Annotated in this window: 25 protein-coding genes; 11 read left to right on the top strand and 14 right to left on the bottom strand. The window is 64.7% G+C overall.

Annotation, left to right across the window (positions count from 1 at the left end; all coding sequences use genetic code 11):
- Window positions 1-57 precede the first annotated feature (57 nt).
- A complete protein-coding gene (locus AAG793_RS06370) occupies window positions 58-1,005 on the top strand; it encodes a LysR family transcriptional regulator (protein ID WP_341905720.1) in 948 nt (315 codons plus the stop codon).
- A 22-nt stretch (window positions 1,006-1,027) separates the two neighbouring features.
- Here the strand turns inward: AAG793_RS06370 and AAG793_RS06365 are convergent, their stop codons facing one another.
- A complete protein-coding gene (locus AAG793_RS06365; protein ID WP_341905717.1) occupies window positions 1,028-1,270 on the bottom strand; it encodes a hypothetical protein in 243 nt (80 codons plus the stop codon).
- 193 nt (window positions 1,271-1,463) lie between these two features.
- Entirely contained in the window at window positions 1,464-4,025 is a 2,562-nt protein-coding gene (locus tag AAG793_RS06360) for an FtsX-like permease family protein (RefSeq protein ID WP_341905714.1), read from the bottom strand.
- A 119-nt stretch (window positions 4,026-4,144) separates the two neighbouring features.
- On the opposite strand from AAG793_RS06360, the gene AAG793_RS06355 reads away from it, so the two are divergent.
- Window positions 4,145-5,116 carry a threo-3-hydroxy-L-aspartate ammonia-lyase gene (locus AAG793_RS06355; RefSeq protein ID WP_341905712.1) on the top strand — a complete coding sequence of 324 codons (972 nt, stop codon included), beginning with the start codon at window positions 4,145-4,147 and terminating at the stop codon, window positions 5,114-5,116.
- A 16-nt stretch (window positions 5,117-5,132) separates the two neighbouring features.
- Here the strand turns inward: AAG793_RS06355 and otnI are convergent, their stop codons facing one another.
- From otnI to AAG793_RS06330, 5 genes are all read right to left on the bottom strand, one after another.
- Entirely contained in the window at window positions 5,133-5,972 is an 840-nt protein-coding gene (gene otnI, locus AAG793_RS06350) for a 2-oxo-tetronate isomerase (protein ID WP_341905710.1), read from the bottom strand.
- Between the two features lie 98 nt (window positions 5,973-6,070).
- The gene (locus AAG793_RS06345; RefSeq protein WP_341907622.1) at window positions 6,071-6,742 is read right to left on the bottom strand and encodes an aldolase; all 672 of its coding nucleotides are present in this window, start codon (window positions 6,740-6,742) and stop codon (window positions 6,071-6,073) included.
- 84 nt (window positions 6,743-6,826) lie between these two features.
- A complete protein-coding gene (locus AAG793_RS06340; RefSeq protein ID WP_341905707.1) occupies window positions 6,827-7,510 on the bottom strand; it encodes an ABC transporter ATP-binding protein in 684 nt (227 codons plus the stop codon).
- 5 nt (window positions 7,511-7,515) lie between these two features.
- Entirely contained in the window at window positions 7,516-8,553 is a 1,038-nt protein-coding gene (gene miaA / locus AAG793_RS06335; RefSeq protein ID WP_341905704.1) for a tRNA (adenosine(37)-N6)-dimethylallyltransferase MiaA, read from the bottom strand.
- Window positions 8,550-9,767 (bottom strand): multidrug effflux MFS transporter, encoded by a 1,218-nt coding sequence (locus tag AAG793_RS06330; RefSeq protein WP_341907619.1) that lies wholly within the window; start codon window positions 9,765-9,767, stop codon window positions 8,550-8,552. Before AAG793_RS06330 ends, miaA begins: the two co-directional genes overlap by 4 nt.
- Before the next feature lie 143 nt (window positions 9,768-9,910).
- On the opposite strand from AAG793_RS06330, the gene AAG793_RS06325 reads away from it, so the two are divergent.
- Entirely contained in the window at window positions 9,911-10,402 is a 492-nt protein-coding gene (locus AAG793_RS06325; protein ID WP_341905699.1) for a DUF3429 domain-containing protein, read from the top strand.
- 37 nt (window positions 10,403-10,439) lie between these two features.
- Here AAG793_RS06325 and mutL read toward each other — a convergent pair whose 3' ends face one another.
- Window positions 10,440-12,341, bottom strand: a complete 1,902-nt coding sequence (gene mutL / locus AAG793_RS06320) for a DNA mismatch repair endonuclease MutL (protein ID WP_341905697.1) — start codon at window positions 12,339-12,341, stop codon at window positions 10,440-10,442.
- A gap of 84 nt (window positions 12,342-12,425) precedes the next feature.
- Here mutL and AAG793_RS06315 point away from each other — a divergent pair, with 84 nt between their 5' ends.
- The 3 genes from AAG793_RS06315 to AAG793_RS06305 are packed head-to-tail and all read left to right on the top strand — an operon-like array spanning window position 12,426 to window position 14,950.
- A complete protein-coding gene (locus tag AAG793_RS06315; RefSeq protein ID WP_341905694.1) occupies window positions 12,426-13,076 on the top strand; it encodes a DedA family protein in 651 nt (216 codons plus the stop codon).
- Between the two features lie 60 nt (window positions 13,077-13,136).
- Window positions 13,137-14,459, top strand: a complete 1,323-nt coding sequence (locus tag AAG793_RS06310) for an aromatic ring-hydroxylating dioxygenase subunit alpha (protein ID WP_341905690.1) — start codon at window positions 13,137-13,139, stop codon at window positions 14,457-14,459.
- A 26-nt stretch (window positions 14,460-14,485) separates the two neighbouring features.
- On the top strand, window positions 14,486-14,950 hold the full coding sequence (locus tag AAG793_RS06305) for an aromatic-ring-hydroxylating dioxygenase subunit beta (RefSeq protein WP_341907616.1): 465 nt from the start codon (window positions 14,486-14,488) through the stop codon (window positions 14,948-14,950).
- A gap of 141 nt (window positions 14,951-15,091) precedes the next feature.
- Here the strand turns inward: AAG793_RS06305 and AAG793_RS06300 are convergent, their stop codons facing one another.
- From AAG793_RS06300 to tsaE, 3 genes are all read right to left on the bottom strand, one after another.
- The gene (locus AAG793_RS06300) at window positions 15,092-15,301 is read right to left on the bottom strand and encodes a glycine zipper 2TM domain-containing protein (RefSeq protein WP_341905688.1); all 210 of its coding nucleotides are present in this window, start codon (window positions 15,299-15,301) and stop codon (window positions 15,092-15,094) included.
- 195 nt (window positions 15,302-15,496) lie between these two features.
- Entirely contained in the window at window positions 15,497-16,915 is a 1,419-nt protein-coding gene (locus AAG793_RS06295) for an N-acetylmuramoyl-L-alanine amidase (protein ID WP_341905686.1), read from the bottom strand.
- Window positions 16,912-17,442, bottom strand: a complete 531-nt coding sequence (tsaE, locus tag AAG793_RS06290; RefSeq protein ID WP_341905682.1) for a tRNA (adenosine(37)-N6)-threonylcarbamoyltransferase complex ATPase subunit type 1 TsaE — start codon at window positions 17,440-17,442, stop codon at window positions 16,912-16,914. The genes AAG793_RS06295 and tsaE overlap by 4 nt, the downstream gene beginning before the upstream one ends.
- A 15-nt stretch (window positions 17,443-17,457) precedes the next feature.
- On the opposite strand from tsaE, the gene queG reads away from it, so the two are divergent.
- Window positions 17,458-18,531: a tRNA epoxyqueuosine(34) reductase QueG gene (gene queG / locus AAG793_RS06285; protein WP_341907613.1), complete on the top strand. Its 1,074-nt coding sequence runs from the start codon at window positions 17,458-17,460 to the stop codon at window positions 18,529-18,531.
- 13 nt (window positions 18,532-18,544) lie between these two features.
- Here the strand turns inward: queG and AAG793_RS06280 are convergent, their stop codons facing one another.
- A complete protein-coding gene (locus AAG793_RS06280; RefSeq protein ID WP_341905680.1) occupies window positions 18,545-19,450 on the bottom strand; it encodes an AEC family transporter in 906 nt (301 codons plus the stop codon).
- Between the two features lie 122 nt (window positions 19,451-19,572).
- On the opposite strand from AAG793_RS06280, the gene AAG793_RS06275 reads away from it, so the two are divergent.
- Both AAG793_RS06275 and xerD read left to right on the top strand, forming a co-directional pair.
- Window positions 19,573-20,544, top strand: coding sequence for a tripartite tricarboxylate transporter substrate binding protein BugE (locus AAG793_RS06275; RefSeq protein ID WP_341905678.1), 972 nt, complete (start codon window positions 19,573-19,575; stop codon window positions 20,542-20,544).
- Between the two features lie 110 nt (window positions 20,545-20,654).
- Window positions 20,655-21,557 carry a site-specific tyrosine recombinase XerD gene (gene xerD / locus AAG793_RS06270; protein WP_341905674.1) on the top strand — a complete coding sequence of 301 codons (903 nt, stop codon included), beginning with the start codon at window positions 20,655-20,657 and terminating at the stop codon, window positions 21,555-21,557.
- Window positions 21,558-21,559: 2 nt separating this feature from the next.
- Here xerD and AAG793_RS06265 read toward each other — a convergent pair whose 3' ends face one another.
- Window positions 21,560-22,465, bottom strand: a complete 906-nt coding sequence (locus tag AAG793_RS06265; protein ID WP_341907610.1) for a tripartite tricarboxylate transporter substrate binding protein — start codon at window positions 22,463-22,465, stop codon at window positions 21,560-21,562.
- A gap of 231 nt (window positions 22,466-22,696) precedes the next feature.
- The gene (locus tag AAG793_RS06260) at window positions 22,697-23,557 is read right to left on the bottom strand and encodes a ferritin-like domain-containing protein (protein ID WP_341905669.1); all 861 of its coding nucleotides are present in this window, start codon (window positions 23,555-23,557) and stop codon (window positions 22,697-22,699) included.
- A 315-nt stretch (window positions 23,558-23,872) separates the two neighbouring features.
- Between AAG793_RS06260 and AAG793_RS06255 the strand changes: the two genes are divergently transcribed.
- Window positions 23,873-24,262: a response regulator gene (locus AAG793_RS06255; protein ID WP_341905666.1), complete on the top strand. Its 390-nt coding sequence runs from the start codon at window positions 23,873-23,875 to the stop codon at window positions 24,260-24,262.
- Window positions 24,259-26,052, top strand: coding sequence for an ATP-binding protein (locus AAG793_RS06250; protein ID WP_341905661.1), 1,794 nt, complete (start codon window positions 24,259-24,261; stop codon window positions 26,050-26,052). Before AAG793_RS06255 ends, AAG793_RS06250 begins: the two co-directional genes overlap by 4 nt.
- Window positions 26,053-26,167: the final 115 nt, after the last annotated feature.

Here is a 26,167-nt window from a genome sequence, read left to right as displayed (position 1 = left end):
AGGGCACTTGCGAGAGCGGACTTTACGATTGCGATAAAGCAATGTAAATTGGCACTGATGAAACCATCGATTGCAAAAACGCAATATGAGCTGACAGCACAAGACCTGCACGTGCTGCTGGCGCTGACGCGCGGGACGACGCTGTCCGAGGCCGCACGCCGGGTGGGAGCCGATGCCTCGACGGTGTTTCGCAGCGTGCAGCGCATTGAAAAAAATCTGGGTCAACGGCTGTTCGAGCGTTCACGCCGTGGCTATCTCCCGACCGAGGGCATGATCGTGCTGGCAGGGCATGCTGAACGCATTGAGGCGGAGCTCGAAGCCGCGCGAAGCAAGGCGCGCGGCCCGGAGGCTGATTCAGCCGGTGTGGCCGGTCTGGTGCGACTGACCACCACCGATGCCGTGCTGCGCGGCCTGGTGTTGCCCTGCCTGCCGCCGCTGCTGTCTGCCCATCCGATGCTGCAACTGGACTTTCGCGCTGGCAATGAACTGGCCAGCCTCAGCCGCCGCGATGCCGACCTCGCGGTGCGCGCCACGCGCAAGCCACCCGATCATCTGGTGGGGCGCCAACTCGGCACAGTGCGTTTTGTGTTGTGCGGAACCGCTGAACACGCGGAACATGCCGAGCCTTCGCGGGGGCGCAAGGCGAAGCGCGCAGACCTAGCCGGTTCAGTGAAGGCCCAGTGGGGCGAGTGGGACTGGATTGGTCCGGACGAGTCATTGCCAGAGCACCCCTCTGTGCTGTGGCGGCGCAGACATCTGCCGCGCGTGGTGCCGCGCCATCAGGCCGACGGCATCGTGGCGCTCACCGACATGATCAAGGCCGGGTTGGGGGTGGGCATCGTGCCCGCGTTCATGCTGGCCGTTGAGCCGGCGCTGGTGCCACTTTCGCCGGTGCTGCAAGACTGCGAGTCAGACCTGTGGCTGCTGGCGCACCCCGAGTCGCGTCACCTGCGCCGGATTGCGGTGGTGTATGACCACCTTGCCGCGACACTGCGGCTGGCATAACGGCGGCCGGCCTCGGAGCTCGTTAAAGAGGAGCCGGCCCGGTGGACTGGAAAACAATCTCGCCGCTGGGCACATGCACCACACGCACTTGCTGGCGGGTGGGGTCGGCCACACTCTTCACCGCCACGGCGACTGCCAGCGACGGATCGGCGTACAGGTGGTTGAGTGCGCCGCGGGGCAGCAGCCGGCCGGACAGTGTGTCGCGGCATTCAATGCGGTAGTCGTGAGACTGGGGTCTGTGGGAAGTAGGTCGCGCGGATGTCATGGTGAAAACCTCGCTGCAAAAGCTTTGTATAAGAGCTTTGCCTGACAAAACAGTTCCAGAAAAATTGCTGGAAGGCGTTTTCATTGTGGACCTGTCGTGCGTCAGCAGGGTGACAAATCGCTTGCAAAACGTAAGGAAACGCAAACTTCACCGTCAGCCAGGTTGCAAGCTGGGCCGCACACTCAGAGCAGGTTTACCAGTCTTCCTTGACGGCCAGCACCGCATCGCGACCTGCTGCTGCGCGGCCGGCAATCCACGCGGTCAATGTGCCGGCCGCCACCACGGCAGCGCACAGCAGCGCCAGCCGCAGCCACGGCACCATCAGGTCCATGGTCCAGTGAAAGCTCTGCGGGTTCACCACATGCACCAGTACGGTAGACACACCCAGCCCCAGGCCCGCGCCTGCGACTGCGCCGATCACCGTCCACGCCGCGCCTTCACCGGCGACCACCGCCAGAATCTGCCGCCGCGTCAGCCCCAGATGCGCCAGCAGGCCGAACTCCTTGCGGCGCGCCAGCACCTGCGCGCTGAAGCTGGCCGCTACGCCGAACAGGCCAATCGCAATCGCCACGCCCTGTAGCCAGTAGGTCACGGCAAAGCTGCGGTCGAAGATCCGGAGTGATGTGGCGCGGATCTGGCTGACCGATGCGATATCGATCAGTGCTGCCGAGCCGGACTGCGTGGCAGTCAGTTGCCGCACGCTCGCCTGCACGTCGGCATCCGAAGCGCCCGGCGACAGCCACAGGGCCAGATCGTTCACGCGGGTGTCGCCCGTCAGGCGTTCGAAGTCCTGTTGGCGCATCGTGATGGCGCCGAACTGCCGCGCGTAGTCGCGCCAGACACCCACAACGAAGAATGTCGCTGGAGCACTTGCAGCGGTACTTTGCAGGGTGGCTGACGACGGCAAGGCACCGAGTGCGCTCGACAACGGCGTAAACACTTTGCCGGGCTGCGCGCCATACAGGTCCACCATGGCTTCGCTGACGTAGATGGGGATCTGGCCGGCCGGAACCGGGCGCAGCTCGCCCACCAGTGGCAGTGCGGTGGCGGGGTCGTCCATCGGCCGGGCAATCAGCGCCACGGCGGGCCGGCCCGGGTCCAGTTGCAGCGAGGTGGTGCGCAGCGTGTTCACGCGTTCCACGCCCTGCAGCCTTGCCAGCGCGGCAACGAACTCAGGCGAGAAGTAAGCCGACTCGGTGGCGCTGCCACCCAGCGCGGTGCGTACGTACAGGTCTGCTGGCAGCACCACGTCCAGCCAGCGCGTGACGGATTCGCGAAAGCTCGCCACCATCACCGTCAGTGCCACCGCCAGACTGAGCGAGGCCACCACACCGCTCACGGCCACCGCCGCGCTCTCGCGCACACGCCGTGCCCGCTCCACCGCCAGCAGCGGCAGCAGGCGGTGGGCCACCCAGGGGCTGATGCGGTCGTACAGCAGCGCGATCAGCCAAGGCAGCGCAGTGATGCCACCGACCAGCAGCAGGGCCACCGAAACATAAGCCGCCAGCGGGATACCGCCCAGGGGTGGCATCAGCGCCAGCACCGCGCCCGTGACGATGATGGCGACGCTCAACCAGCGCGCGGCATGGCTGTGGTGGGCCATCCCGAGGCCTTTGAGGGTTTGCGCGGTTGGCAGCTTTTGCGCAGCACGCGCCGGCCACCAGCCGCCCACGCCCGCCGCCACCACCCCCAGCGCGCCGTAGATCAATGCCGCGCCAGCGCTCCACTGCAGTGCAGGTGCCACGCCTGAGAAATAGCCACCGCCCAGATCGCCACCCAGGAGCCGCAGCGCCAGCCCTGCCAGCAGGCTGCCAAGTGCAATGCCCAGCAGACTGCCCACCAGCCCCAGCAGCAATGATTCGGCCAGTACCAGCCGCAGCCGTTCGCGGCCGGTCAGCCCGAGCACACCGAGCAGTGCAAACTGCTGCGCGCGCTTGGCCACACTGAGTGACAGCACCGAAAACACAAGGAAGGCGCCAGTGAACAGCGCCACCAGTGCCAGCACCGTGAGGTTGACCCGATAGGCGCGCGAGAGATTGCTCACGCGCTCGGCCGCATCGCCCGGTGCATTCGCAGTGATCTGGGGCGGCAACTGCAGCGCGGCAATCAGTGCCTGGGCATCGGTGCCGGCGCGCAGACGCAGGTCAATGCGGGTGAGCTGCCCGCGCCGGTCGAACAAATCCTGCGCGGCGCCGATGTCCATCACCGCCAGCGGGCCGCCGCCGCTGGCCACGCTGCCAGCCACCTCTGCGGTGCGCAGTTGCAGGCCCACCTGCAGCTGCAGCGTGTCACCGGGCAGCGCCTGCTGCGCTGCCGGGTTCAGAAACACTATGCCCGGGCTGAACAGTGCAAAGCGGTCGGCTTCGGCAGCCGGCACCGGCATCAGCGCGGGTGCCACACCCGCCACGACCAGTGCGTCAACGCCCAGCACGCGAAGGGGCTGGCGCTCGCCTTTGGCGTTGAGCGCATAGGTGCTGATTTCCAGCACCGGGCTGGCGAGCGCCACCCCGGGGTTGTTGGCGACCCGGGCGTAGAGCGTTTCGTCAAAGCTGCCCTGTACAGCACGCAGCTCCAGGTCGGGCTGGCCGTTGACAGCGCGTACCGCCTGCGAGAACTCACTCAGCGCCGAGGCGTTGATCAGCTGCACCGAGAACGCCAGTGCCACACCCAGCATCACCGCCACCACAGCCGCAGCGCTGCGCCACGGGTGGTGGCGCAGTTCCTGCCAGGAAAAACTCGAGAGAAGGGCCCACATGAGCGGATTGTGCCCGCCGTGCCAGGTCAAGCGGGCGCCAGTGGTTTATCGTTGGGGGTGGCGCTGCCTTGCAGCAATTCATCGACCACTCACTGACCTGTCATCCAGAAGTCTTCACCATGCAATTGCCCACCTATGACGATGTGATCGCCGCCGCCGCGCGGCTGGAAGGCCACGCCCACCGCACGCCGGTGCTGCGCTCGGCCACAGCAGACGCGCGCTGGGGCGCGCAGTTTTTCTTCAAGTGCGAGAACTTCCAGCGCATGGGGGCGTTCAAGTTCCGCGGGGCGTTCAATGCGTTGTCCAAATTCGATGCGGCGCAGCGCAAGGCCGGCGCGATTGCGTTTTCGTCGGGCAACCATGCGCAGGCGATGGCGCTCTCGGCACGCCTGCTGGGTATGCCGGCCGTGATCGTGATGCCCAAGGATGCACCCGCAGCCAAGCTGGCCGCCACGCGTGGCTACGGCGCCGAAGTGGTGCTGTACGACCGTTTCACCGAAGATCGCGAGGCCGTGACTCGGCAACTCGCCACCGAGCGTGGCATGACCATGATCCCGCCGTACGACCACCCCGACGTGATTGCCGGACAGGGCACGGCAGCGAAAGAACTGTTTGAAGACGTCGGGCCGCTCGACCGGCTCTATGTGTGCATGGGCGGTGGCGGCCTGACCAGCGGATCGGCCCTGGCTGCGCGCGCGCTATCGCCGCAGTGCGAGGTCTACGGCGTCGAGCCAGAGGCGGGCAACGACGGGCAGCAGTCGCTGCGTGCGGGAAAGATCATCACCATTCCCACGCCGCAGACCATCGCCGATGGCGCGCAGACGCAGCATCTGGGCGAGTACACCTTTGCCATCATCCGCCGCGACGTGAAGGACGTGGTGACGGTGAGCGATGCCCAACTGGTGGAAGCCATGCGCTTTTTTGCCGAGCGCATGAAGATGGTGGTTGAACCGACCGGGGGCCTGGCCTTCGCGGCGGCCTGCGAAGCCGCTTCAGGCGAAGTGAACAGCCTGAAGGGTCAGCGCGTGGGCGTGCTGATCAGTGGCGGCAACGTGGACCTGGCGCGCTACGCCCAGCTGCTCACGGGCTGAAGCGGAGGGGTGCCGATCAGGCAAAGGCCTCCAGCCAGTTGAGCCCTGACGAGGTGCCGCCGGCGACGGCGCCCTTGCGGGGCCGGTACTCGCAGCCCACCCAGCCCTTCCAGCCGCAGGCGGCCGACACCTCGTCGATCACCTTGAACAGGTAGGCGTAGTTCAGCTCGCCGACATCGGGTTCGTGTCGCTCCGGCACGCCGGCAATCTGGAAATGGCCCACCGAGCCGGTCGGCAGGTACTTGCGGATTTTCATCGCCACATCGCCTTCGACGATCTGACAGTGGTACAGGTCCATCTGTACCTTGACGTTGGGGGCGCCCACTTCGGCGATCAGCTCATGCGCGTGGTCCTGGCGGTTCAGGAAGAAGCGCGAAATGTCGCGCGTGTTGATGGGCTCGATCAGCACGTCCCGGCCGCGCTGTGCGGCCTCGGCTGCGGCCCAGCGCAGGTTGGCAATATAGGTGGGCTGCACGGCTTCCCGCGTGAGGTCTGCGGGGATCAGGCCAGCCATCAGGTGAATGCGCGGGCAGTCGAGTGCCTCGGCGTAGTCCAGTGCCATCGTCACGCCAGCGCGGAACTCGGCTTCACGGCCCGGCACGCAGGCGGTGCCGCGGTCACCTGCCTTGTCCCAGGCATTCGCGATGGACGTGGCATCAGTGCCACCGGGCGGCGCGTTGAAGAGCACTTGCTGAAGCTTGAGGTCTTTCAGCCTGGCTGCGAGCTCGTGTTTCGGGAATGCGTAGGGAAAAAGAAACTCAACCGCCTGAAAACCGTCCCTGGCCGCCGCTTCAAAGCGCTCGGTGAAAGACAGCTCGGGGTACAACATCGAAAGATTCGCAGCAAATTGGGGCATGGAGAACGATCGGTAGGGGGAATGAGGTGATAAATCAACTTGAACCGACGGGATTTTCTTCAAAGCCCCGCATCGGTTCAAGGCTTGCGGGGCAGGGTTTACCAGCGGGCGCCAAAGGTCTGTCGCAGCTCGGTCAGTTGTTCGTCAGTCAGTGGCGGTACCTTGTCTGAGAGCATGGCCAGTCGCGCGGTTTCTTCCAGTTCTTCCAGCACCGCCATCGCGGCAGCCGGGCTGCTGTGCCACACATTCGGCCCCAGCCGGCTGAGCATCACGGCGCGCAACGGTATGCCCTGATCACCATAGCGCGTGATGGTCTGCGCCACCAGTGCGGCCGCTGCAGGGTCTCCGGGCCGGTGATAGGGAATCAGCGGCACGTGGCCGACCTTCATCACGAAATAGGGTGTGATGGCGGTCAGTAATTCCTCGCCCTGCGCTTTCAGGCTCAGCGCCACGCAATGCGTGCTGTGGGTGTGAATCACGCATGCCGTGGCTGGCTCGAACGCCGCGCTGGCCGCATAGATGTGCCGGTGCAGGGCCAGCGTCTTGCTGGCGGGCAGGCCACTCAGTTGCTGGCCTTGCTCGTCAACGCGCGCCAGTTGTACCGGGTCCAGAAAACCCAGGCAGGCATCGGTGGGTGTGATGAGGTAACCGCCGCCAGCCGATGCGTGAAGACGCACACTAATGTTGCCGGCGGTGGCATGCACATAGCCGCGCTCAAACAGGCTTCGGCCAACGCGGCAGATTTCCTCGCGAGCGGCCTGTTCGCTCAGTGGCGCGTTCGCGGTTGGAGTCAGCGGTGAAGTGGATGAGCTCATGCGTGCATGGTAAGGGCTTTGGCGCGGATGCCGGTGAAATCAGGGCGCTGCGCTCGCACCCGCGTTGGAGCGGACGCCGGTGGCATCAAGATGCAGGATGCGGTCAGCGCGCGCGGCGGCGGCTTCCGAATGGGTGACCAGCACCATGGACGCACCGTGCGCGCGCGTCTGGCTGACCAGCGCATCCATCACGCGTGCGGCGGTGGTCGGGTCGAGGTTGCCGGTGGGCTCGTCGGCCAGCAGCAGGCTGGGCCGGTGCACCAGTGCCCGCGCTATCGCCACACGTTGCAGTTGCCCGCCGCTCAATTGCTGCGGCAGCCTGGCGCCCAGCCCCGCCAGACCGACAGCATCGAGCATGGCGGCCACGCGCAAGTCGGTTTGTGCGGCATCCCGCTCGCCGAGCAGCAGCAGGGGCAGGGCGATGTTCTGCGCCACATCCAGATGCGGCAGTACATGGAAAGCCTGAAACACAAAGCCCACCTTCTGCCGGCGCAGCAGCGCACGCCCGTCGTCGCCCAGCTGGCCGAGGTCCACACCGTCCAGTTGTACCGTGCCCTGGTCCCACTGGTCGAGGCCCGCCATGCAGTTGAGCAGCGTGGATTTGCCGACGCCCGACTCGCCGATGATGGCCACGAATTCGCCCGGTGCAACCGTCAGAGAGACACCGCTGAAGACGGCCACGCCGTCATAGCGCTTGGCAAGGCTTTGGACAACGAGACTCATCGCATTCACCACGTCTTTTCGCAAGTTTGATCGGTCACGCCCTGCATTGCAGCCGCCAGATGCTGCCGGACCAGCGCCAGTACGCGGACCTGTGCGTCGCTGGCGTCACACGGCACCGTGTGACGCTGCGGCATGCTGCGCAGCCAGGTGATTTGCCGCTTGGCCAGCTGGCGGGTGGCGAAGATGCCCCGGTCACGCAGCTCGTTCATCGGGAATGCGCCGTCGAGCGCCTCCCAGGCCTGCCGATAGCCGACGCAGCGCATCGACGGCAGGTCTGCATGCAGGTCGCCGCGCGCGCGCAGGGCTTTGACTTCCTCCAGCAATCCGGCGGCGAGCATGGCGTCAAAGCGCTGTGCGATGCGCTCGTGGAGCCAGGCACGGTCAGACGGCTCCAGTGAAATCAGGGTCATGGATGCGCTGGGGACTGGTTGTGCATCGTTGCCGGCACGGGCTGCATCTTCGGCGTGGAAAGAGGACAACGTGCGCCCCGAGGCCCGGTACACCTCCAGCGCACGCGAGATGCGCTGCGAGTCATTGGGCGCCAGACGTGCGGCGGTCACCGGGTCGATCCTGGCCAGGTCAGCGTGCAGGGCAGGCCAGCCGCGCACAGCCGCATCGGCGGCGATATCGGCGCGCAGCGCGGCGTCGGCCTTGGGCAGGCTGCGTTCTTGGCCGAAGAGGCCATCAAACAAGGCCTTGAAATACAGCATGGTGCCGCCCACCAGCAGCGGGAAATGGCCGCGCGCCTGAATCTCGCCGATCAGCCGTGTGGCGTCGCTCACAAACTCAGCTGCGCTGTAGGCGTGCAGCGGGTCGCGGATGTCGATCAGGTGGTGCGGCGCGGAGCGGAGTTCTTCTGCGGTCGGCTTGGCGGTGCCGATGTCCATGCTGCGGTAGACCAGTGCGGAATCGACGCTGATGATTTCCACCGGATGCGTGTCAGCCAGCTCACGCGCAATCGCCAGTGCGGCGGCTGTTTTGCCCGAAGCGGTGGGGCCGGCCAATGCCAGGGGCGGCAGGGGGCTGACAGGGGACGGGGTCATGGCGTGCCGGGCACCTGAACGGCCGGTCTGGTGACGGGCTCGCCGTGGCGGCGCACCAGCGTCCAGGCCACGGCGGCTATCACCGTGCTCCACAGCCACAGCCCATTGGTCAGGGGCAGCACCGTGCCATCGAGCCGCTGGCCCAGCCAGCCGCCCATGCCAAACGCGGCCACCATCATCAGGAAACCGTTCATCGCCGACGCCGCGCCTGCTGACTGCGGGAATGGCCCGACGGCACCGCTCTGCCCGCAGGGCTGGTGCACGCCGTGGCCCAGCATGAACAGCATGTGCGGCACCATGATGGCCCACACGGAATGCACCCCGGCCATCGCCAGCACGCCCATCACTGTGCCGCCAGTCACACTCAGTACGGCGGCCATGGCCACCGTCTTGCGCACACCGTGCCGTGGCAGCAGGTGGCGGCAGATGAAGGTGCCGATGATGTAGGCCAGCGACGACGCCAGCATGATGAGGCCGTAGACCGTCTTGCTCACGCCCAGCACCTCGATGAACACGAACGAAGACGACGCCAGAAAAGTGAACAGGCCCGCATACGACGCGGTGGACAGCGCCGAGAAGGCGATGAAGGTCGGGTGGCGAAACAGCGTGATCCACGTGCCGACCAGTTTGCGTGGGCGCAGTGCATCCATGCTTTTCTGCGGCAGGGTTTCCTCAAAGCGCAGGGCGATGAGCAGCAGCGCGCCGCCGCCAAATACTGCCAGCGCGGTGAGTGCTGCCCGCCAGCCATAGAGTTCCGACAGCAAACCGCCCAGCGGCGCGCTGATGCAGGCCAGCACACCCAGGCCGGTGAGGCCCTTGGACATCACGCGTGCACCTTCCAGCGGCATGTAGAGGTCGCGCACAATGGCACGGGCGCACATGACCACCGCGCCCATGGCAGCGCCCTGCACCACACGCCAGACGATCAGCAACGCCATGGACGGCGCCAGCGTGCAGGCCACCGAGGCCAGGGTGTAAGCCGACAAACCCCACAGCAGCACCGGGCGCCGCCCGAAGCGGTCAGACAGCGGGCCCCAGATCAGCTGCGACAGCCCGAAGGCCAGCAGCAGCGCGCTCAGGGTGAGTTGCGCTTGCGACATGGGAGCGCCGAAGCCAGTCGTCATCGCTGGCAGGGCGGGCAGATAGAGATCAGTGGTGACGGGCTGGATACCCAGCAGGGTGGCCAGAATCAGGACGATCAGCGCACCAGGCATTCGGGTGACCGGACCACGCGTGAGGTCGGGGCGATGCACCGCAGTGGCGCTGTGGGTCGGTGGCGAAGCGGGCATCCCTCAGAGGTTAGCAGATTGCTTTTTTGCGGGCTGCCGGTTCGCAGGCACTGCTCTAAACTTTGCGAATGACTGAAAACGCTTCGCCCTCCAAGCCATCGCCCGTCTTGCAGGGCTCTGCCGCGCCGGCCCTCACGCCACCGCCTTATGCCCGCTGGCTGGGTTATGCCGGATTGCTTCCGTTTGTCGGGGCAGCAGCCGGTGCATGGCTGCTGCAGGCGCCCGGGCTGCAGGCCTGGGCCGGTGTGGCGTTGCTGGCTTATGGCGCCTTGATCGCCACATTTTTAGGTGGCATCCACTGGGGGCTGGCGATGCGGGGTGCTGATCCGGTCACGACGCGGCTGCTGTGGGGCGTGGTGCCCAGCCTGGTGGCGTGGGTCGCGCTGATGCTTCCACTCGGCGCCGGGCTGCTGGTGGTGGCGGCGTTGCTGGCGACTTGCTATGCCGTGGACCGGGCGCTCTACGCCAGTGCCGGTCTGGCCGGATGGTTGACGCTGCGTCTGCAGCTCACCGCCGTGGCGACGGCCAGTTGTGTGGCGGGGGCCTGGGCGCTTTACTGATCTGCGTTGACAGGCGGATCAGCCGACGATTGGCCCCTCAGCGGCCGCGCATGAACAGCGCATCCAGCTCGCGCACGCTCAGCTGACGCCAGGTGGGGCGGCCGTGGTTGCACTGGTCGGATCGCTCGGTCGCTTCCATTTGCCGCAGCAGCGCATTCATTTCTTCCAGCGTGAGCTTGCGGTTGGCGCGCACGGCGCCGTGGCAGGCCATGGTGCCCAGCAGTTCATTCTGGGCGCGCTGGATCACGGTGGAGGCGTCGTGCTGCGCCAGCTCGGCCAGCACGCTGCGGGCCAGTTCGACCACGTCGCCCTGGGCCAGCGTCACCGGCACCGCGCGCACGGCGAGTGTCTTGGGCGAGAAGGGCACGATTTCAAGCCCCAGGGTCGCCAGTACGTCCGCGCTGCTTTCGGCGGTGGCCACTTCCTGCGGGCTGGCAGCAAAAGTGGCGGGAATCAGCAGCGGCTGGCTGGCGATGCGGGAGGTGTCCAGCTGCGCCTTCAGGCGCTCGTAAACGATGCGCTCGTGGGCCGCGTGCATGTCCACAATCACCAGACCCTGGGCGTTCTCGGCCAGTACGTAAATGCCCTGCAACTGGGCAATGGCCCGGCCCAGCGGCCAGTCGCCTTCGGGTAAGGCGGGAGTGTCTGCAGGGCGGCTGTTGCTGATGACGGCTGGATGGGAAGGCGTTGGGCCGTCGCCTGACGACTGGGGCCACATCGCCTCGAAATCCGACGCGCGTGAAGCGGCGGGTGCTGAAAACCCCATTGATGGTTGTGCCCAGCCCTGCTGGGAGAAAACGACGGGCCCGCCTGCCATGCCAGAGGCAACATCGGACGCCGCTGCGTGCGACAACCCCTCGGCGACACTGGTCGAATCGCCCTCAGTGGCTGAGGAGCGCGGCACCGCCAGTGCGTTCTCGGCCGCGTGGCGCACGGCCTGATGCACTTCCCGGCCATCGCGAAAGCGCACCTCAATCTTGGTCGGGTGCACATTCACATCCACCCGCGCCGGGTCCATCTCGACGTACAGCGCATACACCGGCTGGCGGTGGCCATGCAACACGTCTTCGTAGGCGCTGCGTGCTGCGTGCGTCAATACCTTGTCCCGCACATAGCGGCCGTTGACATAGGCGAACTGCTGGTCGGCGCGCGAGCGGGCGGCATCTGGAATACCAGCGCGGCCCCACACCCGCACTGCTGGCGAGCCATCGGCACGGCGGGCGCTGCTTTCATAGTGCACAGCGACAGATTGCTCGACGAAGGCGCTGCCCAGCACGTCGGCCATGCGTTGCGAGTGGGCCTGCAGCGACTCGCCTGCGCATGCGCGCCACTGCTCCACGAGCTTGCCTTCATGCCAGATCGCAAAGCCCACATCGGGCCGCGCCAGCGCATGGCGGCGCACCGCCTCTATGCAGTGCGCCAGCTCAGTGGCATCGGTCTTGAGAAACTTGCGACGTGCTGGCGTGGCGTAAAACAGCTCGCGCACATCCACGGTGGTGCCCTGGCTGCGCGCCGCGGGCTTGAGCTCGCCGGTGCGCCCATCCAGCTGCCAGGCGTGCTCTGCGCCGGCCGTGCGCGAGATGACACTCATGTCGGCAATCGAGTTGATGGCCGCCAGCGCCTCGCCGCGAAATCCCATGGTGCCGACCGATTCCAGATCCTGCAGAGAGGCGATCTTGCTGGTGGCGTGGCGGCGCAGCGCCACCGGCAGTTCCTCGCGGGGGATGCCAGCGCCGTCGTCCTCGACGCTGATCTGGCGCACACCGCCGGCCAGCAGACGCACGGTGACCTGGCGGGCACCGGCATCCAATGCGTTGTCGACCAGCTCGCGAACCACCGAGGCGGGTCGCTCGACCACCTCTCCCGCGGCAATCTGGCTGATCAGTTCGTCGGGCAGTTCGCGGATGGGACGCCGGGTGGCGGGTGGCATGAGGCTCATTGGGAATTGATTCTAGGCGCAGTACCCCGCGCCGCCGTGGGCGTTTTGACTGGGCCGGCGCGGGGACCTGTCAGAATGCCGGTCATGGAATTTTTCGCCCTCCTCATTGACTTCATCGTCCACGTCGACAAACACCTCGAAGCTTTCGTTACTTCTTATGGCGCCTGGGTTTATGCCCTTCTGTTCCTGATTATTTTTGTGGAAACAGGTGTTGTGGTGATGCCTTTTCTCCCCGGAGATTCGCTGCTGTTTGTGGTGGGCGCCCTGTGCGGTGCCGGGTTAATGAGCTTGCCGCTGGCCGTGGGGCTGTTGTTCACGGCTGCCGTGCTGGGAGACCAATGCAACTACAGCATCGGGCGTTATTTCGGGCCCAAGGTGTTTCAGTGGGAGCAGTCGCGGTTTTTCAACAAGCGGGCGTTTGACCGCACCCATGCTTTCTACGAGCAGTACGGCGGCGTCACCATCATCGTTGCGCGCTTCATGCCCTTCCTGCGCACGTTCGCGCCGTTTGTGGCTGGCGTGGCTGAAATGAACCGCCCGAAGTTCATTGCCTTCAACATCGCCGGCGCATTCCTGTGGGTGGTGGGTCTGTGCGTGGCGGGTTACCTGTTCGGCAATCTGCCCTGGGTCAAGGAGAACCTCAGCAAGATCATCTGGGCCATGATCCTGATTCCGGGCCTGTTCGTGCTATTCGGCGCCTGGAAAGCCAGCCGGAGCCAGCCCGCCAAAATCTGATTCCCAACGATACGTGGGCGTATCATTCCGGTCCACCCTGAGACATTTGAACCTGCTGTCATGAACGCACCCACAGAAGGCGGCTCCGCGCTCTCCCGCTGGAGTACTCCGGGTTCCAGCCGCGTGCCGTTCTGGGCCTACACCGACGAGCAGCTGTACCAGCGTGAGCTGGAGCGGATTTTTTACGGGGCGCACTGGTCCTATGTGGGGCTGCTGGCTGAAATCCCGAACATCGGCGACTACAAGCTGACCCACATCGGTGAGCGGCAGGTGCTGATGGTGCGTGACCGCGTAGCCCCCAAAGACCGGGGTACAGACCATGGCATTCGCGTCGTTGAAAACCGCTGTGCCCACCGGGGTGTGCGCTTTTGTCAGAACCCGCAGGGCAATGCCCGCAGCTTTGTCTGCCCCTACCACCAGTGGACCTACAAGCTCAACGGCGACCTGGCGGGTCTGCCGTTCAAGGACGGGGTGAAAGAGGGCGATTGCATCAACGGCGGCATGCCCGAAGGTTTTGACCTGAAGGACCATGGGCTGACCAGGCTGCGCGTGGCCGTGCTGCATGGGCTGGTGTTCGCCACCTTCGGCCACGAGGTGGAGCCGCTGGAAGACTACCTCGGCCCGGACGTCATGCCGTGGCTGGACCGCATCTTCAAAGGCCGCGAACTCACCTTGCTGGGCTACAACCGCCAGCGCATTCCGGGCAACTGGAAGCTGATGATGGAGAACATCAAGGACCCATATCACCCCGGGCTGCTGCACACCTGGTTCGTGACTTTCGGGCTCTGGCGCGCCGACCAGAAAAGCCGCATGGTGATGGATGCCAAGGGTCGCCACGCGGTGATGATTTCAAGGCGCAACGAGGGTGGCGCCAACGCGGCGGTGACCGAGGGCGTGACATCCTTCAAAGCCAACATGACCTTGCATGACGACCGTCTGCTCGACGTGGTGCCGGAGCCGTGGTGGAAGGTGGACGATCCGTCCAAACCGGGCACCGACATCATGCCCACGGTGACCATGATCACCCTGTTTCCCAGCCTCATCATCCAGCAGCAGGTCAACTCGCTGAGCACGCGCCACATCGTGCCGCGCGGGCAAGGCGAGTTCGATTTCGTCTGGACCCATTTCGGCTTTGCCGACGACACGCCCGAGATGACGCAGCGGCGCCTGCGGCAGGCCAACCTGTTCGGTCCTGCCGGATTCGTCAGTGCCGACGATGGGGAGGTGATCGAATTCAGCCAGGCCGGTTTTGAGCAGGGTGACGAGAACACCACCACGCTGTGCGAACTTGGCGGCACCGGGACCGAAGCCACGGAACACATGGTCACTGAAACCCTGATCCGCAGCATGTACGGCTACTGGAAGAAAGTCATGGGGCTATGACGGTCAGCGATCAGAACTTGCAGCGCATGCTGCTGCAGCAGTCGCTGGACCAGCTCAATGCCGAGTACGCTGCGGCGCTGGACGAAAAGCGCTTTGATGACTGGCCGGAATTTTTCGTGGAAGATGGCTGCTACAAAGTCCAGGCGCGCGAGAATTTTGACCGCAGCTTGCCTCTTGCACTGATCGCGCTGGAAAGCCGGGGCATGATGAAAGACCGGGTCTACGGCGTGACCCAGACGATTTACCACGGCCCTTACTACATGCGCCATGTGATCAGCCCGGCGCGTGTGCTGGCGGTGGAGGGCGAGGTGATCCGTGCCCAGGCCAACTACGCGGTGTTTCGCACCAAGCCCGGCAGTGTGAGCGAGGTGTACAACGTTGGTCGCTATGTGGACGAGATCGTTTGCACCGAAGCCGGGCTGAAGTTCAAAAGCCGCCTGTGTGTCTACGACAGCGAGATGATCCTCAACTCACTGATCTATCCGATCTGAGCGCCCCTGCGCCAGATCGTCACGTCCCCATATCGCGTGCACCACGAAAAACGGGGGACCGAAGTCCCCCGCTGGAGTGAATAGCCCTGCAACGGCAGGAGGGCGATACACCCTCCCGCTTCGCGCGGGGTTTTCAGTTCCTTATTTCTTGCCGATTTCGTTACCGATCAGCGCACCGGCTGCGGCGCCACCCACGGTGCCGAGCGTGCCGCCGAAGACGGCGTTACCGACGACACCACCGGCCACGGCGCCGACGCCGGTACCGATTTGTGCGCGTGTCGGGTTGGTTCCGCAACCGGTCAGGGCGATCAGGCTGGCGGCGGCGACAGAAATCAAAATTTTCGTATTCATGGTGTGTTCCTTTGCATGTGGTTTCAGGCCTCGGGCCGTAGACGTTCACAAAGTGACAGTCAGGCGATTCCTGTGAATGAACTGTAGTTGGCACACCAGCCGCCACCTGTAGGACAAAACCGTCCGGCTGCGTCGGTGCGTCGCCGCACATTCAGGGCGTGTTGGAGACGCTGGTGGCCGGCCTGCGGAGAAGCCTCAGGTGGCGCGGTTGCGGGCCAGCGGTGGGTTGCGTGCGAAGTAACGCGAGATACCGCGCATCAGGGCGTCGGCCAGTTGCACCTGGTACTCCTCACTGCGCAGGCGTGCTTCTTCTTCAGGGTTGCTGATGAATGCGGTTTCCACCAGCACACTGGGAATGTCGGGCGCTTTGAGCACCGCAAAGCCGGCCTGCTCGACGCGCGGCTTGTGAAGTCTGCCAACGCTTCCGATTTCGCCGAGCATCGCGGTGCCGAGCTTCAGGCTGTCATTGATCTGCGCCGTGGTGCTCATGTCGAGCAGCGCCTTGGCCACCTGCGCGTCCTTGGCCTTGACGTTCACGCCACCGACCAGATCGGCCGAGTTCTCCTTGTCGGCGATCCAGCGTGCAGCGCTGCTGGAGGCGCCTTTTTCGCTGAGCGCGAACACGCTGGCGCCTCTTGGTCTGGCCGTGAAGAAGGCGTCAGCGTGGATGCTGATGAAGAGGTCGGCCTTCACGCGGCGGGCTTTTTGCACGCGCACATGCAGGGGCACAAAAAAATCGGCATCGCGAGTGAGGTAAGCCCGCATGTTGGGCTGGCGGTTGATGCGGTCGCGCAGCCGCTGCGCAATCTGCAGCACCACGTCTTTCTCGCGCGTGCCCCCAGGGCCGATAGCGCCCGGGTCTTCGCCGCCGTGACCCGGGTCCAGCGCCACGATGACGAGCCGGTCGGTTTTGCCGTCGGGCTCTGTGGCTGCATCAGGCTGCGGCTTTCTGTCGGGGCTGCGTGCCGCAGACGGTTGTACGGGCGGTGCGGGGGCTGGGGATGCGGGTGCAGCGGGTTTGCCGGATTGCCGTGCGATCAATTCCCCGAGGGGATCGGCCGCAGGTGTTTCTGCGGGCGCCGGTGCGGGGGACTGGCCCAATGGTCTGGTCTCGGACAGCCGCTCGGCGATCAGGGCCTCCAGCGGATCGACTGCCTGCGCCGGGTAGAGGTCGAACACCAGCCGGTGCTGGTAGGCGGCCACCGGTTGTAGCGTGAACACCTGCGGCAGCATGGGCCGCTTGAGGTCGATCACCAGCCGCACCACACCCGGTGCGTTCTGGCCGACGCGCATGCCGGCGATGTAGGGGTCGTCGGGCTTGACCTTGGCGACCAGTTCGCGCAAGGCGGGAATCAGGTCAATGCCTTCAATGTCCACCGCCAGCCGGGGCGGCTCGGCAATGAAGAACTGCCTGGCCTTGAGTTCGGTGTCCGATTCGATCGTCAGCCGCGTGTAGTCTTTCGATGGCCAGACCCGCACCGCCACGATGCTGGCGCCATGCGCAAGGTGCTGCACCCCGAGCAACAGCACCAGGCTTCCCCTCTTCAGGATATCCCGCCGGCTGGCCTCGGCGGCCGCCAGAAAGCTGCGCTGCGCAAGCGTGGTGTCTTTCATGCGATCAGTTCCGCACCGATGGGTGTGTGGGCAGTGAGCGTGACTGAGCGGGCTTCATTGGCCTGCAGGTCGATTTGTATCAGCAGGTCGGGCGACGGCAGATGCTCGCCCGCTTTTTCGGGCCACTCCACCAGTTTCAAACCGGGGCTCGCAAAAATGTCGCGAAAACCGGCGTCCTCCCACTCCCTGGGGTCGTTGAAGCGGTAGAAGTCAAAGTGCCAGATGCTGAGGCCTCCGCTAAGGTCTCCGTTGTGTGCTGGCTGCCCTGATGCCGCCGCCAGCGTGTAGGGCTCCACCACCGCATAGGTCGGGCTTTTGATGCGGCCCTGCACGCCCAGGCTGTGCAGCAGGTGACGCACAAAGGTGGTCTTGCCTGCGCCCAGATCGCCTTGCAGCTCAATCAATGCATTGTTGATGGCCGGTTGCCCTGCAAGTGACCGCGCGAACGCCTCTGTCTGGCCTTCACTCTGCCAGACAATGTTTTTTACAATCAGCGGGTGCCGGTCAGCAACTCTTTGGGCAGTCATCAATTCGTTTCTCAAATTCAAACTTGGGCGCGCGAGCTTGGATTTTCGCAAATTGGGGTGGCAGGCGTCGATCTGACCTCAGCAGAGCCTGGATTATCGGCTTGGCTGGCGGCCGGCTTTCATGGTGACATGCATTACATGGCGGCGCATGGCCTCAAACGTGCCCGGCCGGCCGAGCTGGTACCCGGCACGGTGAGCGTGATCACTGCCCGCATGGACTATCTGCCTGCCACCACGGTCACTGACGCAGGCCAATGGCAGGCCGTGGAGCTGGGCCGCTTGCAGCGTCCCGCAGAAGGCGTGGTGTCCATTTATGCGCGAGGCCGTGACTACCACAAGGTGATGCGTCAGCGGCTGCAGAAGCTGGCTTTGCGCCTGGCGGAAGCCGTGGGGCCGATGGGCCATCGCGTCTTCACCGACTCCGCCCCCGTACTGGAAGCTGAACTGGCCGCGCGTTCCGGACAGGGTTGGCGTGGCAAGCACACCTTGCTGCTCAACCGCGAGGCCGGTTCGATGTTTTTCCTTGGGGAAATCTATGTCGACGTGGCGCTTCCTCCGAGCGAGCCCATCACGCCGCACTGCGGCACCTGCAGCGCCTGCATTGACATCTGCCCGACACAGGCCATCGTGGCGCCGCACCGGCTGGATGCGCGTCGCTGCATCTCCTACCTGACCATTGAGCACGCGGGGCCTATTCCGCTGGAACTGCGTCCGCTGATCGGAAACCGCATTTACGGCTGTGACGACTGCCAGCTGGTCTGCCCGTGGAACAAGTTCGCGCAGCGCAGCGCCTTGCCTGATTTTGATGAACGCACTGGCCTGTCGGGTCAGCAACTGGTGACGCTGTTCGAATGGAGCGAAGCCGATTTCTTGGCGATGACCGAGGGCAGTGCCATCCGCCGCATCGGCCACGAGCGCTGGCTGCGCAACATCGCGGTGGCCATGGGCAATGCGCTGCGGGCTTCGTCAGCAAGCGACCCGCAGACTGCGCTGGCCATTCGCACCAGCCTGCAGTTGCGCCAGCCGGGCAGTTCGCCGCTGGTGGCTGAACACATCGATTGGGCTTTGGCGCAGCAGGGCAGCGCGTGAAGAACCCGAGCTGTCAGCGCAGAATGCCCAGCGCAAACGGCAGGCTGACCACACCCAGCAGGGTGGACAAGGTCACCAGCCCGGCGACATAGCCGCCGTTGTAGCCCATGCGCGCGGCCAGCACGTAAGCGCTAGAGGCGGTGGGCAAGGCCGAAAAGGCCAGCAGCATGGTGGTTTGGGTCGGCGGCAATGTGAACGCCTTGGCCAGCCCCAGCGCCGCCAGCGGCAGCAACAGGTGCTTGATGGTCAACACACTGACCGCCAGCAGCTTGGCCTGCGACAGCTGGCTGAACTGCATGCCGGCGCCGGCCGCCATCAGGCCCAGCGCGAGGGAGGCCGCGCCCAGCCGGGTCACTGTGGGCTCCAGCCACACCGGCAGCACGAAGCCGAGCAGGTTGGCGGTCAGACCGGTGGCGGTGGCCAGAATCAGCGGGTTGCGCACCAGCTCGCGGGCAAAACCGCGCTGGGCGTGCCGCGCCATCGGCCAGACGGCGCCCACGTTGAACAGCGGCACACACACGCCAATCAGCACGGCAATCAACTGCAGGCCCTCAGGCCCCGCCAGACGCTCGGCCAGCGCCAGCCCGATGAAGGAATTGAAGCGAAAGGCGACCTGCGCGCTGGCGGCGTGTTCCCGGCGGTCAATGTGCCGGCCCAGCCACGGCCAATGCGGCAGGCTGTAGGCCAGCGCAATGCCGGTCACACCCAGCAGCAGGCCGGCGCCAATCAGGCTGGACGCCGCCACCACGTCGAGTGGGCTTTTCACGATCGAGTGAAACAGCAGCACTGGAAAGAGGAAGTAATACACCAGACTTTCCACCTGCTCCCAGACGGTGCGGTTCAGTGCGGTGTAGCGGCAGACGAGGTAGCCGCAGAGGATGAGCGAGAAGTCGGGGAAAAGAAGTTGCGCGTAATTCACCCACTGAGAATAACGCGAATCACAGCCTATCCCCGGGTTTGCCCTTATGCGTAATCCACAATCGAGCTTCTTGAATCTTGGCTTTACGATTCCATCTGATTTCATTCAGGAAGGATCTCTCCATGCAACGACGCTATCTCCTCGCTCTTTCGACGCTGGCTCTGGCTGCGGCCTCCGGTGCTGCGCTCGCCCAGGGCTACCCGAACAAGGTCATCAAGCTGCAGGTGCCATTTGCACCGGGCGGTACCACCGACATCGTGGCCCGCGTGATTTCAGAGCCGCTGGGCAAGGCGCTGGGCCAGTCCGTGGTGGTTGAGAACAAGGCGGGTGGCGGCGGTGTGGTGGGTGCGCTGGAGACGGCGCGCGCCACGCCAGACGGTTACTCGCTGGGCATGGCCACGGTCTCGACCACGGCAGCCAACCCGGCCATCAACCCCAAGATTCCGTACGATGTGCTGACCGACTTCACGCCCATCATCAACATCGCGGCCACGCCCAACATCATTGCGGTGCACCCCAGCTTCCCGGCCCGCAACTACCGTGAGTTTCTGGCCGAGATCAAGAAGAACCCCGGCAAGTACTCTTACGCCTCTTCCGGCACTGGCGGCATTGGCCACCTGCAGACCGAGCTGTTCAAAAGCCTGAGCGGTACCTTCATCACCCACATCCCCTACCGTGGTGCAGGTCCGGCACTGAACGACACGGTGGCTGGCCAGGTGCAGATCATTTTTGACAACATTCCGTCTGCCTTGCCCTTCATCCAGCAAAAGCGCCTGATCCCCATCGTGGTCGCTGCGCCGCAGCGCCTGTCGGTGCTGCCGGATGTGCCGACCTTCAAGGAAGTCGGGCTGGAGCCGGTGAACCGCATGGCCTACTACGGCATTCTGGGTCCCAAGGGCTTGTCCAAGGAAGTCGTCGACAAGGTCAGCGCGGCCACGCTCAAGGCCTTGCAGGATCCTGCGGTGCGCAAGCGCATCGAGGACACCGGCTCGCTGATCATCGGCAATACGCCAGAGCAGTTCGCGGTGCAAATGAAAGCTGAATACGACGTGTACAAGAAAGTGGTGGAGTCGGCCAAGCTCAAGCTCGAATAAGCTGACTGGCTAAGTCTGCCCTTTCAGACCAGCCGCTGCGCACTCAGGTGTCCAGCGGCTTTTTTGTGTCCGGGGCTTTCTGTCGGTCCTGTTTTTGTTATGGTCTGAGCATGCACGAGCACAGCCAGTCCCGTATCGACAGCTTCATCGACGCCCTGTGGCTGGAAGACGGGCTGAGCAAAAACACGCTGGCGGCGTACCGGCGCGATCTGTCGCTGTTTGCCGGCTGGCTGGGCGCAGCCGCGCAGGGCGTGCGGCACCTCGATGAGGTCTCAGAGACCGATCTGCACGGTTACTTTGCCGCGCGCCACGCGGCAACGCGGGCCACTTCTGCGAACCGGCGTCTGACGGTGTTCAAGCGCTATTTCCGCTGGGCGCTACGCGAACGAATGATCGTGGCTGACCCCACCCTCAAGCTGCAATCGGCCAAACAGGCGCTGCGGGTACCCAAGACCATGAGCGAGGCGCAGGTCGAATCGCTGCTGGCGGCGCCGGATGAGGGCACCCCACTGGGCCTGCGTGACCGTGCGATGCTGGAGCTGATGTACGCCAGTGGCTTGCGGGTGAGTGAACTGGTGCGGCTCAAGACCTTCCAGCTCGGCCTCAATGAAGGCGTGCTGCGGGTCATGGGCAAGGGCAGCAAGGAGCGCCTGGTGCCCTTCGGACAGGTGGCGCGCGACTGCGTGGTGCGCTACATGGCCGAGGCGCGGCAGTCCATTCTGGGCGGGCAGCAGACCGACGACCTGTTTGTCACCAGCCATGGCAAGGGCATGAGCCGCGTGATGTTCTGGATGCTGGTCAGGAAATACGCCAAGCGCGCCCACATCACCTCACCGCTGTCGCCGCACACCCTGCGGCATGCCTTTGCGACGCACCTGCTGAACCACGGCGCCGACCTGCGGGCGGTGCAGATGCTGCTTGGGCATTCGGACATTTCGACCACTACGATCTACACCCATGTGGCGCGCGAACGGCTCAAGGCCCTGCATGCGCAGCATCACCCGCGCGGCTGAACTCAGTCGGCGGTAATGCCTGCCGCCTTGATGGTCTTGGCCCAGAACTCGGTCTCGGTCTTGACCAGTGCGTCGAGTGCTTCGGGTGGCAGGTAGCGGATCTCAATGCCAGCGGTGTTGGCACGGGTTTTGGTCTCGGGCTGCTCCATCGCCTGCTTGATGGAACTGCTGAGTTTGGCAATCACGTCCGGCGGTGTGCCGGCCGGTGCAAAGATGCCCACCCAGGCTTCCAGTTCAAAGCCCTTGAGGCCGGCTTCGGTGGTGGTCGGCACATTGGGCAGACCGGGGTGACGGGTTTTGCCGGTGACGGCAAAGCCCTTGAGCTTGCCCGCCTGCACATGGCCCATCACCGAGGGCGGTGTGGTCATGAACACCTGCACCTGGCCTGACAACACATCCTGCACCGCCGGCCCGGAGCCACGGTAGGGGATGTGCACCATGCTCGTGCGTGTCTGTCCCTTGAACATCTCGGTGCCGATGTGCGACAGCGAGCCATTGCCCTGCGATGCATAGCTCAGCTTGCCCGGGTTCTTCTTGAGGAAGTCAATGAACTCGGCCAGCGTGTTGGCTGGCACCGACGGATGCGCCGCGATCACATTGGTGGCCACGGTAATCAGCGCCACCGGGGCCAGGTCTTTCTGCGTCCATGGCAGCTTGGGGCTGAGCGCCGGGTTGCCCACATGGTAGGCCGAATAAGAGGTGAGCAGCGTGTAGCCGTCGGGGGTGGCGCGCGCCACCTGGCCATAGGCCACGTTGCCGCTGCCGCCGCCTTTGTTGTCGACCACCACCGACTGGCCCAGGACTCTTGCGAGCGGCTCGCTCAGCAGGCGGGCTGAACCATCAACCAGGCCGCCGGGCGGGTTAGGCACGATCAGGGTGATGGGCTTGGTCGGAAAGCCCTGCGCCATCGTGATGCCGGCAGTCAGGCTCAGCGCGAGCGCTAGCAGCGTCTGGCGCGGGCTGTGCGAGAAAGGGAATTTGAAAGCAGGGGATATGAAAGTGTGGCTCACGGTGGCTCCGGTGTGGTCTTGGTTCCGACGGCAGGGCCGGCTGCTTTGCGCCGACTTCGTTGTGCTGCGGAATGATTGCTTCCCCTGAGGGCATTGTCAGTGATGCACGCCGCTTGTCCATTGCCGTTTTCACGCATGGCCGGCATCCACTGTGACGCTCTGGAGTGCGGCCAGCTCGTCTGCAGTGAAGCCTGCGCGGGCACGGGCTGGCAGGTTGAAGGGTGGCCGTAACCGGGGTGCAGCATAGTGGTCCAGCAGCACGGCGTAGTGCGCCAGGGGATCCACACCGCGCTGTGCGCACAGCCATTGGTACCAGCGGTTGCCGATGGCGACATGGCCTATTTCGTCACGCAAGATCACGTCGAGGATGTCCACCGCGCGCAGTGCCTCGGGCGAGCTGACCTTGCGCAGCTTGGCCTGCATGGGCGGCGTGGCGTCCAGCCCGCGGGCTTCCAGCGTGCGTGGCACCAGCGCCATGCGCGCCACGATGTCGCCGCGGGTTTTATCGGTCATGTCCCACAGCCCGGTGTGGGCCGGGAAATCGCCGTAGTCATGGCCCAGGGTCTGCAGATGGGCGCGCAGCAGGCTGAAGTGCAGCGCCTCTTCCGATGCCACCTGCATCCAGTCGATGTAATACGCGCGGGGCATGTCGCCAAATCGCCAGACGGCATCCAGTGCCAGGTTGATGGCATTGAACTCGATGTGGGTCACGGCATGCAGGAGCGCCGCCAGTCCTTCGGCCGTGAAGGGCGAGCGTTTGGGGACCTTGAGGTGCGAGCGCAATTCCGGACGTGCAGGGCAGCCGGGCAGCGGAGCGTCGGGCGCGGCAAGCGGACCGGTGGCGACCCTTGCAGTGCCGGATTGGGCCCATGCAGCCTGCGTCAGCGCCACCTTTTGCGCGGGGTCTGGCGTCAGCAGGGCCTCCAGCGCAAGCTGGCGCAGCTCTGGCGCCTCATCGGGCCGGTATGGATCAGGAGGGCAGGAGGGCATTGGCAGATTGTCAGTGATGGATGCATGAATACGATGACGACCAATGGCCCAAAATGGGCGCGTTGGCGACCTCCTGCTCGCGCACGATGCAAGAAGGTCTTTCAGGGGCGGCCGTTGTGCTTGGCGCTGGCAGCAGGTACCATGATTCATTATCAATTCGTTACAGAATGATCACTCCACCCTGCAGTTCCATCTGGCCACGTCACAGCCGGACCCCGCGTCGCGCTGTGAGCCTGCGGGGTGTGGCACTTGCTGCAGTCGGTACCGACGGTGTGTGGGTACCGGTTCAGTCGGCCGTCCACCACTGAGGACCGCATGAACAAAAGCATCCTGCTGATCGAGGACAACGAGGAAAACCGCTACCTGGCGACCTTCTTGCTCGCCGGACGGGGATGGCATGTGACCCATGCACCAGACGGGCCGCGCGGCCTGGAGCTGGCGGCCCAGATGCAGCCGGCGGTGATCCTGCTGGACATCCAGCTTCCCGGCATGGACGGCTATGCGGTGGCCACCGCGCTACGGCAGAATGCGAGCCTCGATGCGGTGCCCATCGTTGCTGTCACGTCGTATGCCATGCCCGGTGATCGCGAACGCTGCATGCAGTCCGGCTGTGACGGCTACCTCGAAAAGCCGATTGACCCGCTGACGTTTGTGCAGGATGTCGAGTCCTTCATCAAGACCGACAAGGAACAGGCCGCCTCATGACACGTGCGCTGTTGGTGGACGACAAGCCTGAAAACCTCTACATGCTGCGCATGCTGATGCAGGGCCATGGCTTCGAGGTGGAAGAGGCGCTCAATGGTGTCGAGGCGCTGATCAAGGCCAGGCACAAGCGGCCGGAACTCATCATCAGCGACCTGCTGATGCCCGAGATGGATGGCTACACGCTGCTGCGCGAATGGAAGGCGGATGCTGGCCTGCGCGAGATTCCTTTCGTGGTGTACACCGCCACCTACACCGAGCCCAACGACGAACGGCTGGCGCTGGAGCTGGGGGCTGACGCTTTCATCGTCAAGCCGCAGGAGCCTGAGGCCCTGATGAAGCGGGTGTTCCAGGTGGTCGATGCCACCCGGCGCATTGCCTGGCCGGCGAGGAAGCCGGTGGCCGGCGAAGAAGTCACGCTGCGGCTTTACAACGAAGTGCTGGTCCGCCAGCTCGAAAAGAAGAGCGAGCAGCTGGAGCGGCGCATTGAGGAGCTCACCCGCTCGGATGCGAGCCTGAAGCGGCTGAACCGGATTTATGCGGCGCTGACGGAGACCAACCAGGCCATCGTGCACAGCAAGAGCCGTGACGCGCTGTTCAGCAACCTCTGCCGCATCGCCGTCGAGCGTGGTGGTTTTGCTGTTGCCTGGGTGGGAACCATGGACGCCGCCTCGGGCAAGGCGGTTCCCATCGCCTCATTCGGTGCGGAGCCCGCGTGGCTCACGCAACACATCGACGAGCTGCATGAACTGGTGCCGGGTCAGTCGCCCATCGAGATCGCGCTCAATGAGGGGCGCATTTGCCTGTACACCGACGCGGACACCGATGCTGCATTGAAGCCGATTCAGGAGGGGCTTCGCCGCCGGGGTCTGCATTCTGCGGTGGCGTATCCGCTGCGCATTGGTCCGCATGTGGTCGCCGCGCTGAAACTGTATTCCGCTGAGAAAGAGCATTTTGACGACCAGCTTCAGGCGCTGGTGACCGGCATGGCGTCTGACGTTTCATTTGCGCTAGAAGTCTATGAAATGGAAGAGGTGCGCAGGGAGGCCGAGGAAGAGTTGAGCCAGCTCAGTGCCGAGCTGTCGCGCCGTGTGGAGTCGCGCACATCGGAGCTGCAGGCGGCCTATCGTGAGCTCGAGACTTTCAGCTATTCCGTGTCGCATGACCTGCGCTCGCCGCTGAGCACCATTCACGGTTTTACCAGCATGGTGCTGAAGAAAAACACCGACAAGCTGGACACCGGTTCGATCTCGATGCTGGAGCGCGTGAAGACCAGCGCCGAGCGCATGGCGCAACTGATTGACGAACTGCTTCGGCTGTCCGGCGTGTCGCGGCAGGAGCTGCACCTGCAGGAGGTGGACCTGAGTGAAGTGGCCGGCAGGGTGGTCGATGCGCTGCGCCAGGCCGACCCGGGCAGACAGATCGAGGTCAGGGTGGCCCCCGGCCTGCGGCAGATGGCCGACCCGGGGCTGGTTCGCATCGTGCTCGACAACCTGCTGGGCAACGCCTGGAAATACACCGGCAGGACAGAGCGACCCGTGGTCGATTTCAGTGCCGAGCGCATGGGTTCACAGAATGTTTATGTGGTGCGTGACAACGGCGCTGGTTTTGACATGCAGCACGCCGACAAGCTCTTCAGGCCATTCCAGCGCTTGCACGGGGCAGAAGAATTCGCTGGCTCAGGCATTGGCCTGAGCATCGTCGAGCGTATCGTGACCCGACACGGCGGGCGTATCTGGGCCGAGTCCATGCCGGGGCAGGGCGCGGTTTTCCGGTTCACCCTGTCGGCCTGACCCGGCGGCTGCCGGCACAGCCACCGGCTCTGCGGGTGTGCGGGTGTTCCTTACAATCAAGCCGTTCCCCGCAGTGCCGCATACATGGCCCTGCTGACCCTCCCAACAAACCTTT

The sequence above is a fragment of the Polaromonas sp. YR568 genome (assembly GCF_943372955.1).
Lineage (GTDB): Bacteria > Pseudomonadota > Gammaproteobacteria > Burkholderiales > Burkholderiaceae_C > Polaromonas.
Note: the sequence above shows the minus strand (reverse complement) of the source record. Positions and strands in the feature narration are given on the sequence as shown.

What these genes read in the sequence shown, in the direction of transcription:
- AAG793_RS06315 (WP_341905694.1), top strand. Translation starts at nt 12,426, where the DNA reads ATGGAATTTTTCGCCCTCCTCATTGACTTCATCGTCCACGTCGACAAA.
- mutL (WP_341905697.1), bottom strand. Translation starts at nt 12,341, where the DNA reads ATGAGCCTCATGCCACCCGCCACCCGGCGTCCCATCCGCGAACTGCCC.
- AAG793_RS06355 (WP_341905712.1), top strand. Translation starts at nt 4,145, where the DNA reads ATGCAATTGCCCACCTATGACGATGTGATCGCCGCCGCCGCGCGGCTG.
- AAG793_RS06300 (WP_341905688.1), bottom strand. Translation starts at nt 15,301, where the DNA reads ATGAATACGAAAATTTTGATTTCTGTCGCCGCCGCCAGCCTGATCGCC.
- AAG793_RS06250 (WP_341905661.1), top strand. Translation starts at nt 24,259, where the DNA reads ATGACACGTGCGCTGTTGGTGGACGACAAGCCTGAAAACCTCTACATG.
- miaA (WP_341905704.1), bottom strand. Translation starts at nt 8,553, where the DNA reads ATGACCCCGTCCCCTGTCAGCCCCCTGCCGCCCCTGGCATTGGCCGGC.
- AAG793_RS06255 (WP_341905666.1), top strand. Translation starts at nt 23,873, where the DNA reads ATGAACAAAAGCATCCTGCTGATCGAGGACAACGAGGAAAACCGCTAC.
- tsaE (WP_341905682.1), bottom strand. Translation starts at nt 17,442, where the DNA reads ATGACTGCCCAAAGAGTTGCTGACCGGCACCCGCTGATTGTAAAAAAC.
- AAG793_RS06325 (WP_341905699.1), top strand. Translation starts at nt 9,911, where the DNA reads ATGACTGAAAACGCTTCGCCCTCCAAGCCATCGCCCGTCTTGCAGGGC.
- otnI (WP_341905710.1), bottom strand. Translation starts at nt 5,972, where the DNA reads ATGCCCCAATTTGCTGCGAATCTTTCGATGTTGTACCCCGAGCTGTCT.
- AAG793_RS06330 (WP_341907619.1), bottom strand. Translation starts at nt 9,767, where the DNA reads ATGCCTGGTGCGCTGATCGTCCTGATTCTGGCCACCCTGCTGGGTATC.
- AAG793_RS06265 (WP_341907610.1), bottom strand. Translation starts at nt 22,465, where the DNA reads ATGGCGCAGGGCTTTCCGACCAAGCCCATCACCCTGATCGTGCCTAAC.
- AAG793_RS06305 (WP_341907616.1), top strand. Translation starts at nt 14,486, where the DNA reads ATGCTGCTGCAGCAGTCGCTGGACCAGCTCAATGCCGAGTACGCTGCG.
- AAG793_RS06365 (WP_341905717.1), bottom strand. Translation starts at nt 1,270, where the DNA reads ATGACATCCGCGCGACCTACTTCCCACAGACCCCAGTCTCACGACTAC.
- AAG793_RS06310 (WP_341905690.1), top strand. Translation starts at nt 13,137, where the DNA reads ATGAACGCACCCACAGAAGGCGGCTCCGCGCTCTCCCGCTGGAGTACT.
- AAG793_RS06260 (WP_341905669.1), bottom strand. Translation starts at nt 23,557, where the DNA reads ATGCCCTCCTGCCCTCCTGATCCATACCGGCCCGATGAGGCGCCAGAG.
- AAG793_RS06340 (WP_341905707.1), bottom strand. Translation starts at nt 7,510, where the DNA reads ATGAGTCTCGTTGTCCAAAGCCTTGCCAAGCGCTATGACGGCGTGGCC.
- AAG793_RS06360 (WP_341905714.1), bottom strand. Translation starts at nt 4,025, where the DNA reads ATGTGGGCCCTTCTCTCGAGTTTTTCCTGGCAGGAACTGCGCCACCAC.
- xerD (WP_341905674.1), top strand. Translation starts at nt 20,655, where the DNA reads ATGCACGAGCACAGCCAGTCCCGTATCGACAGCTTCATCGACGCCCTG.
- AAG793_RS06370 (WP_341905720.1), top strand. Translation starts at nt 58, where the DNA reads ATGAAACCATCGATTGCAAAAACGCAATATGAGCTGACAGCACAAGAC.
- AAG793_RS06275 (WP_341905678.1), top strand. Translation starts at nt 19,573, where the DNA reads ATGCAACGACGCTATCTCCTCGCTCTTTCGACGCTGGCTCTGGCTGCG.
- AAG793_RS06295 (WP_341905686.1), bottom strand. Translation starts at nt 16,915, where the DNA reads ATGAAAGACACCACGCTTGCGCAGCGCAGCTTTCTGGCGGCCGCCGAG.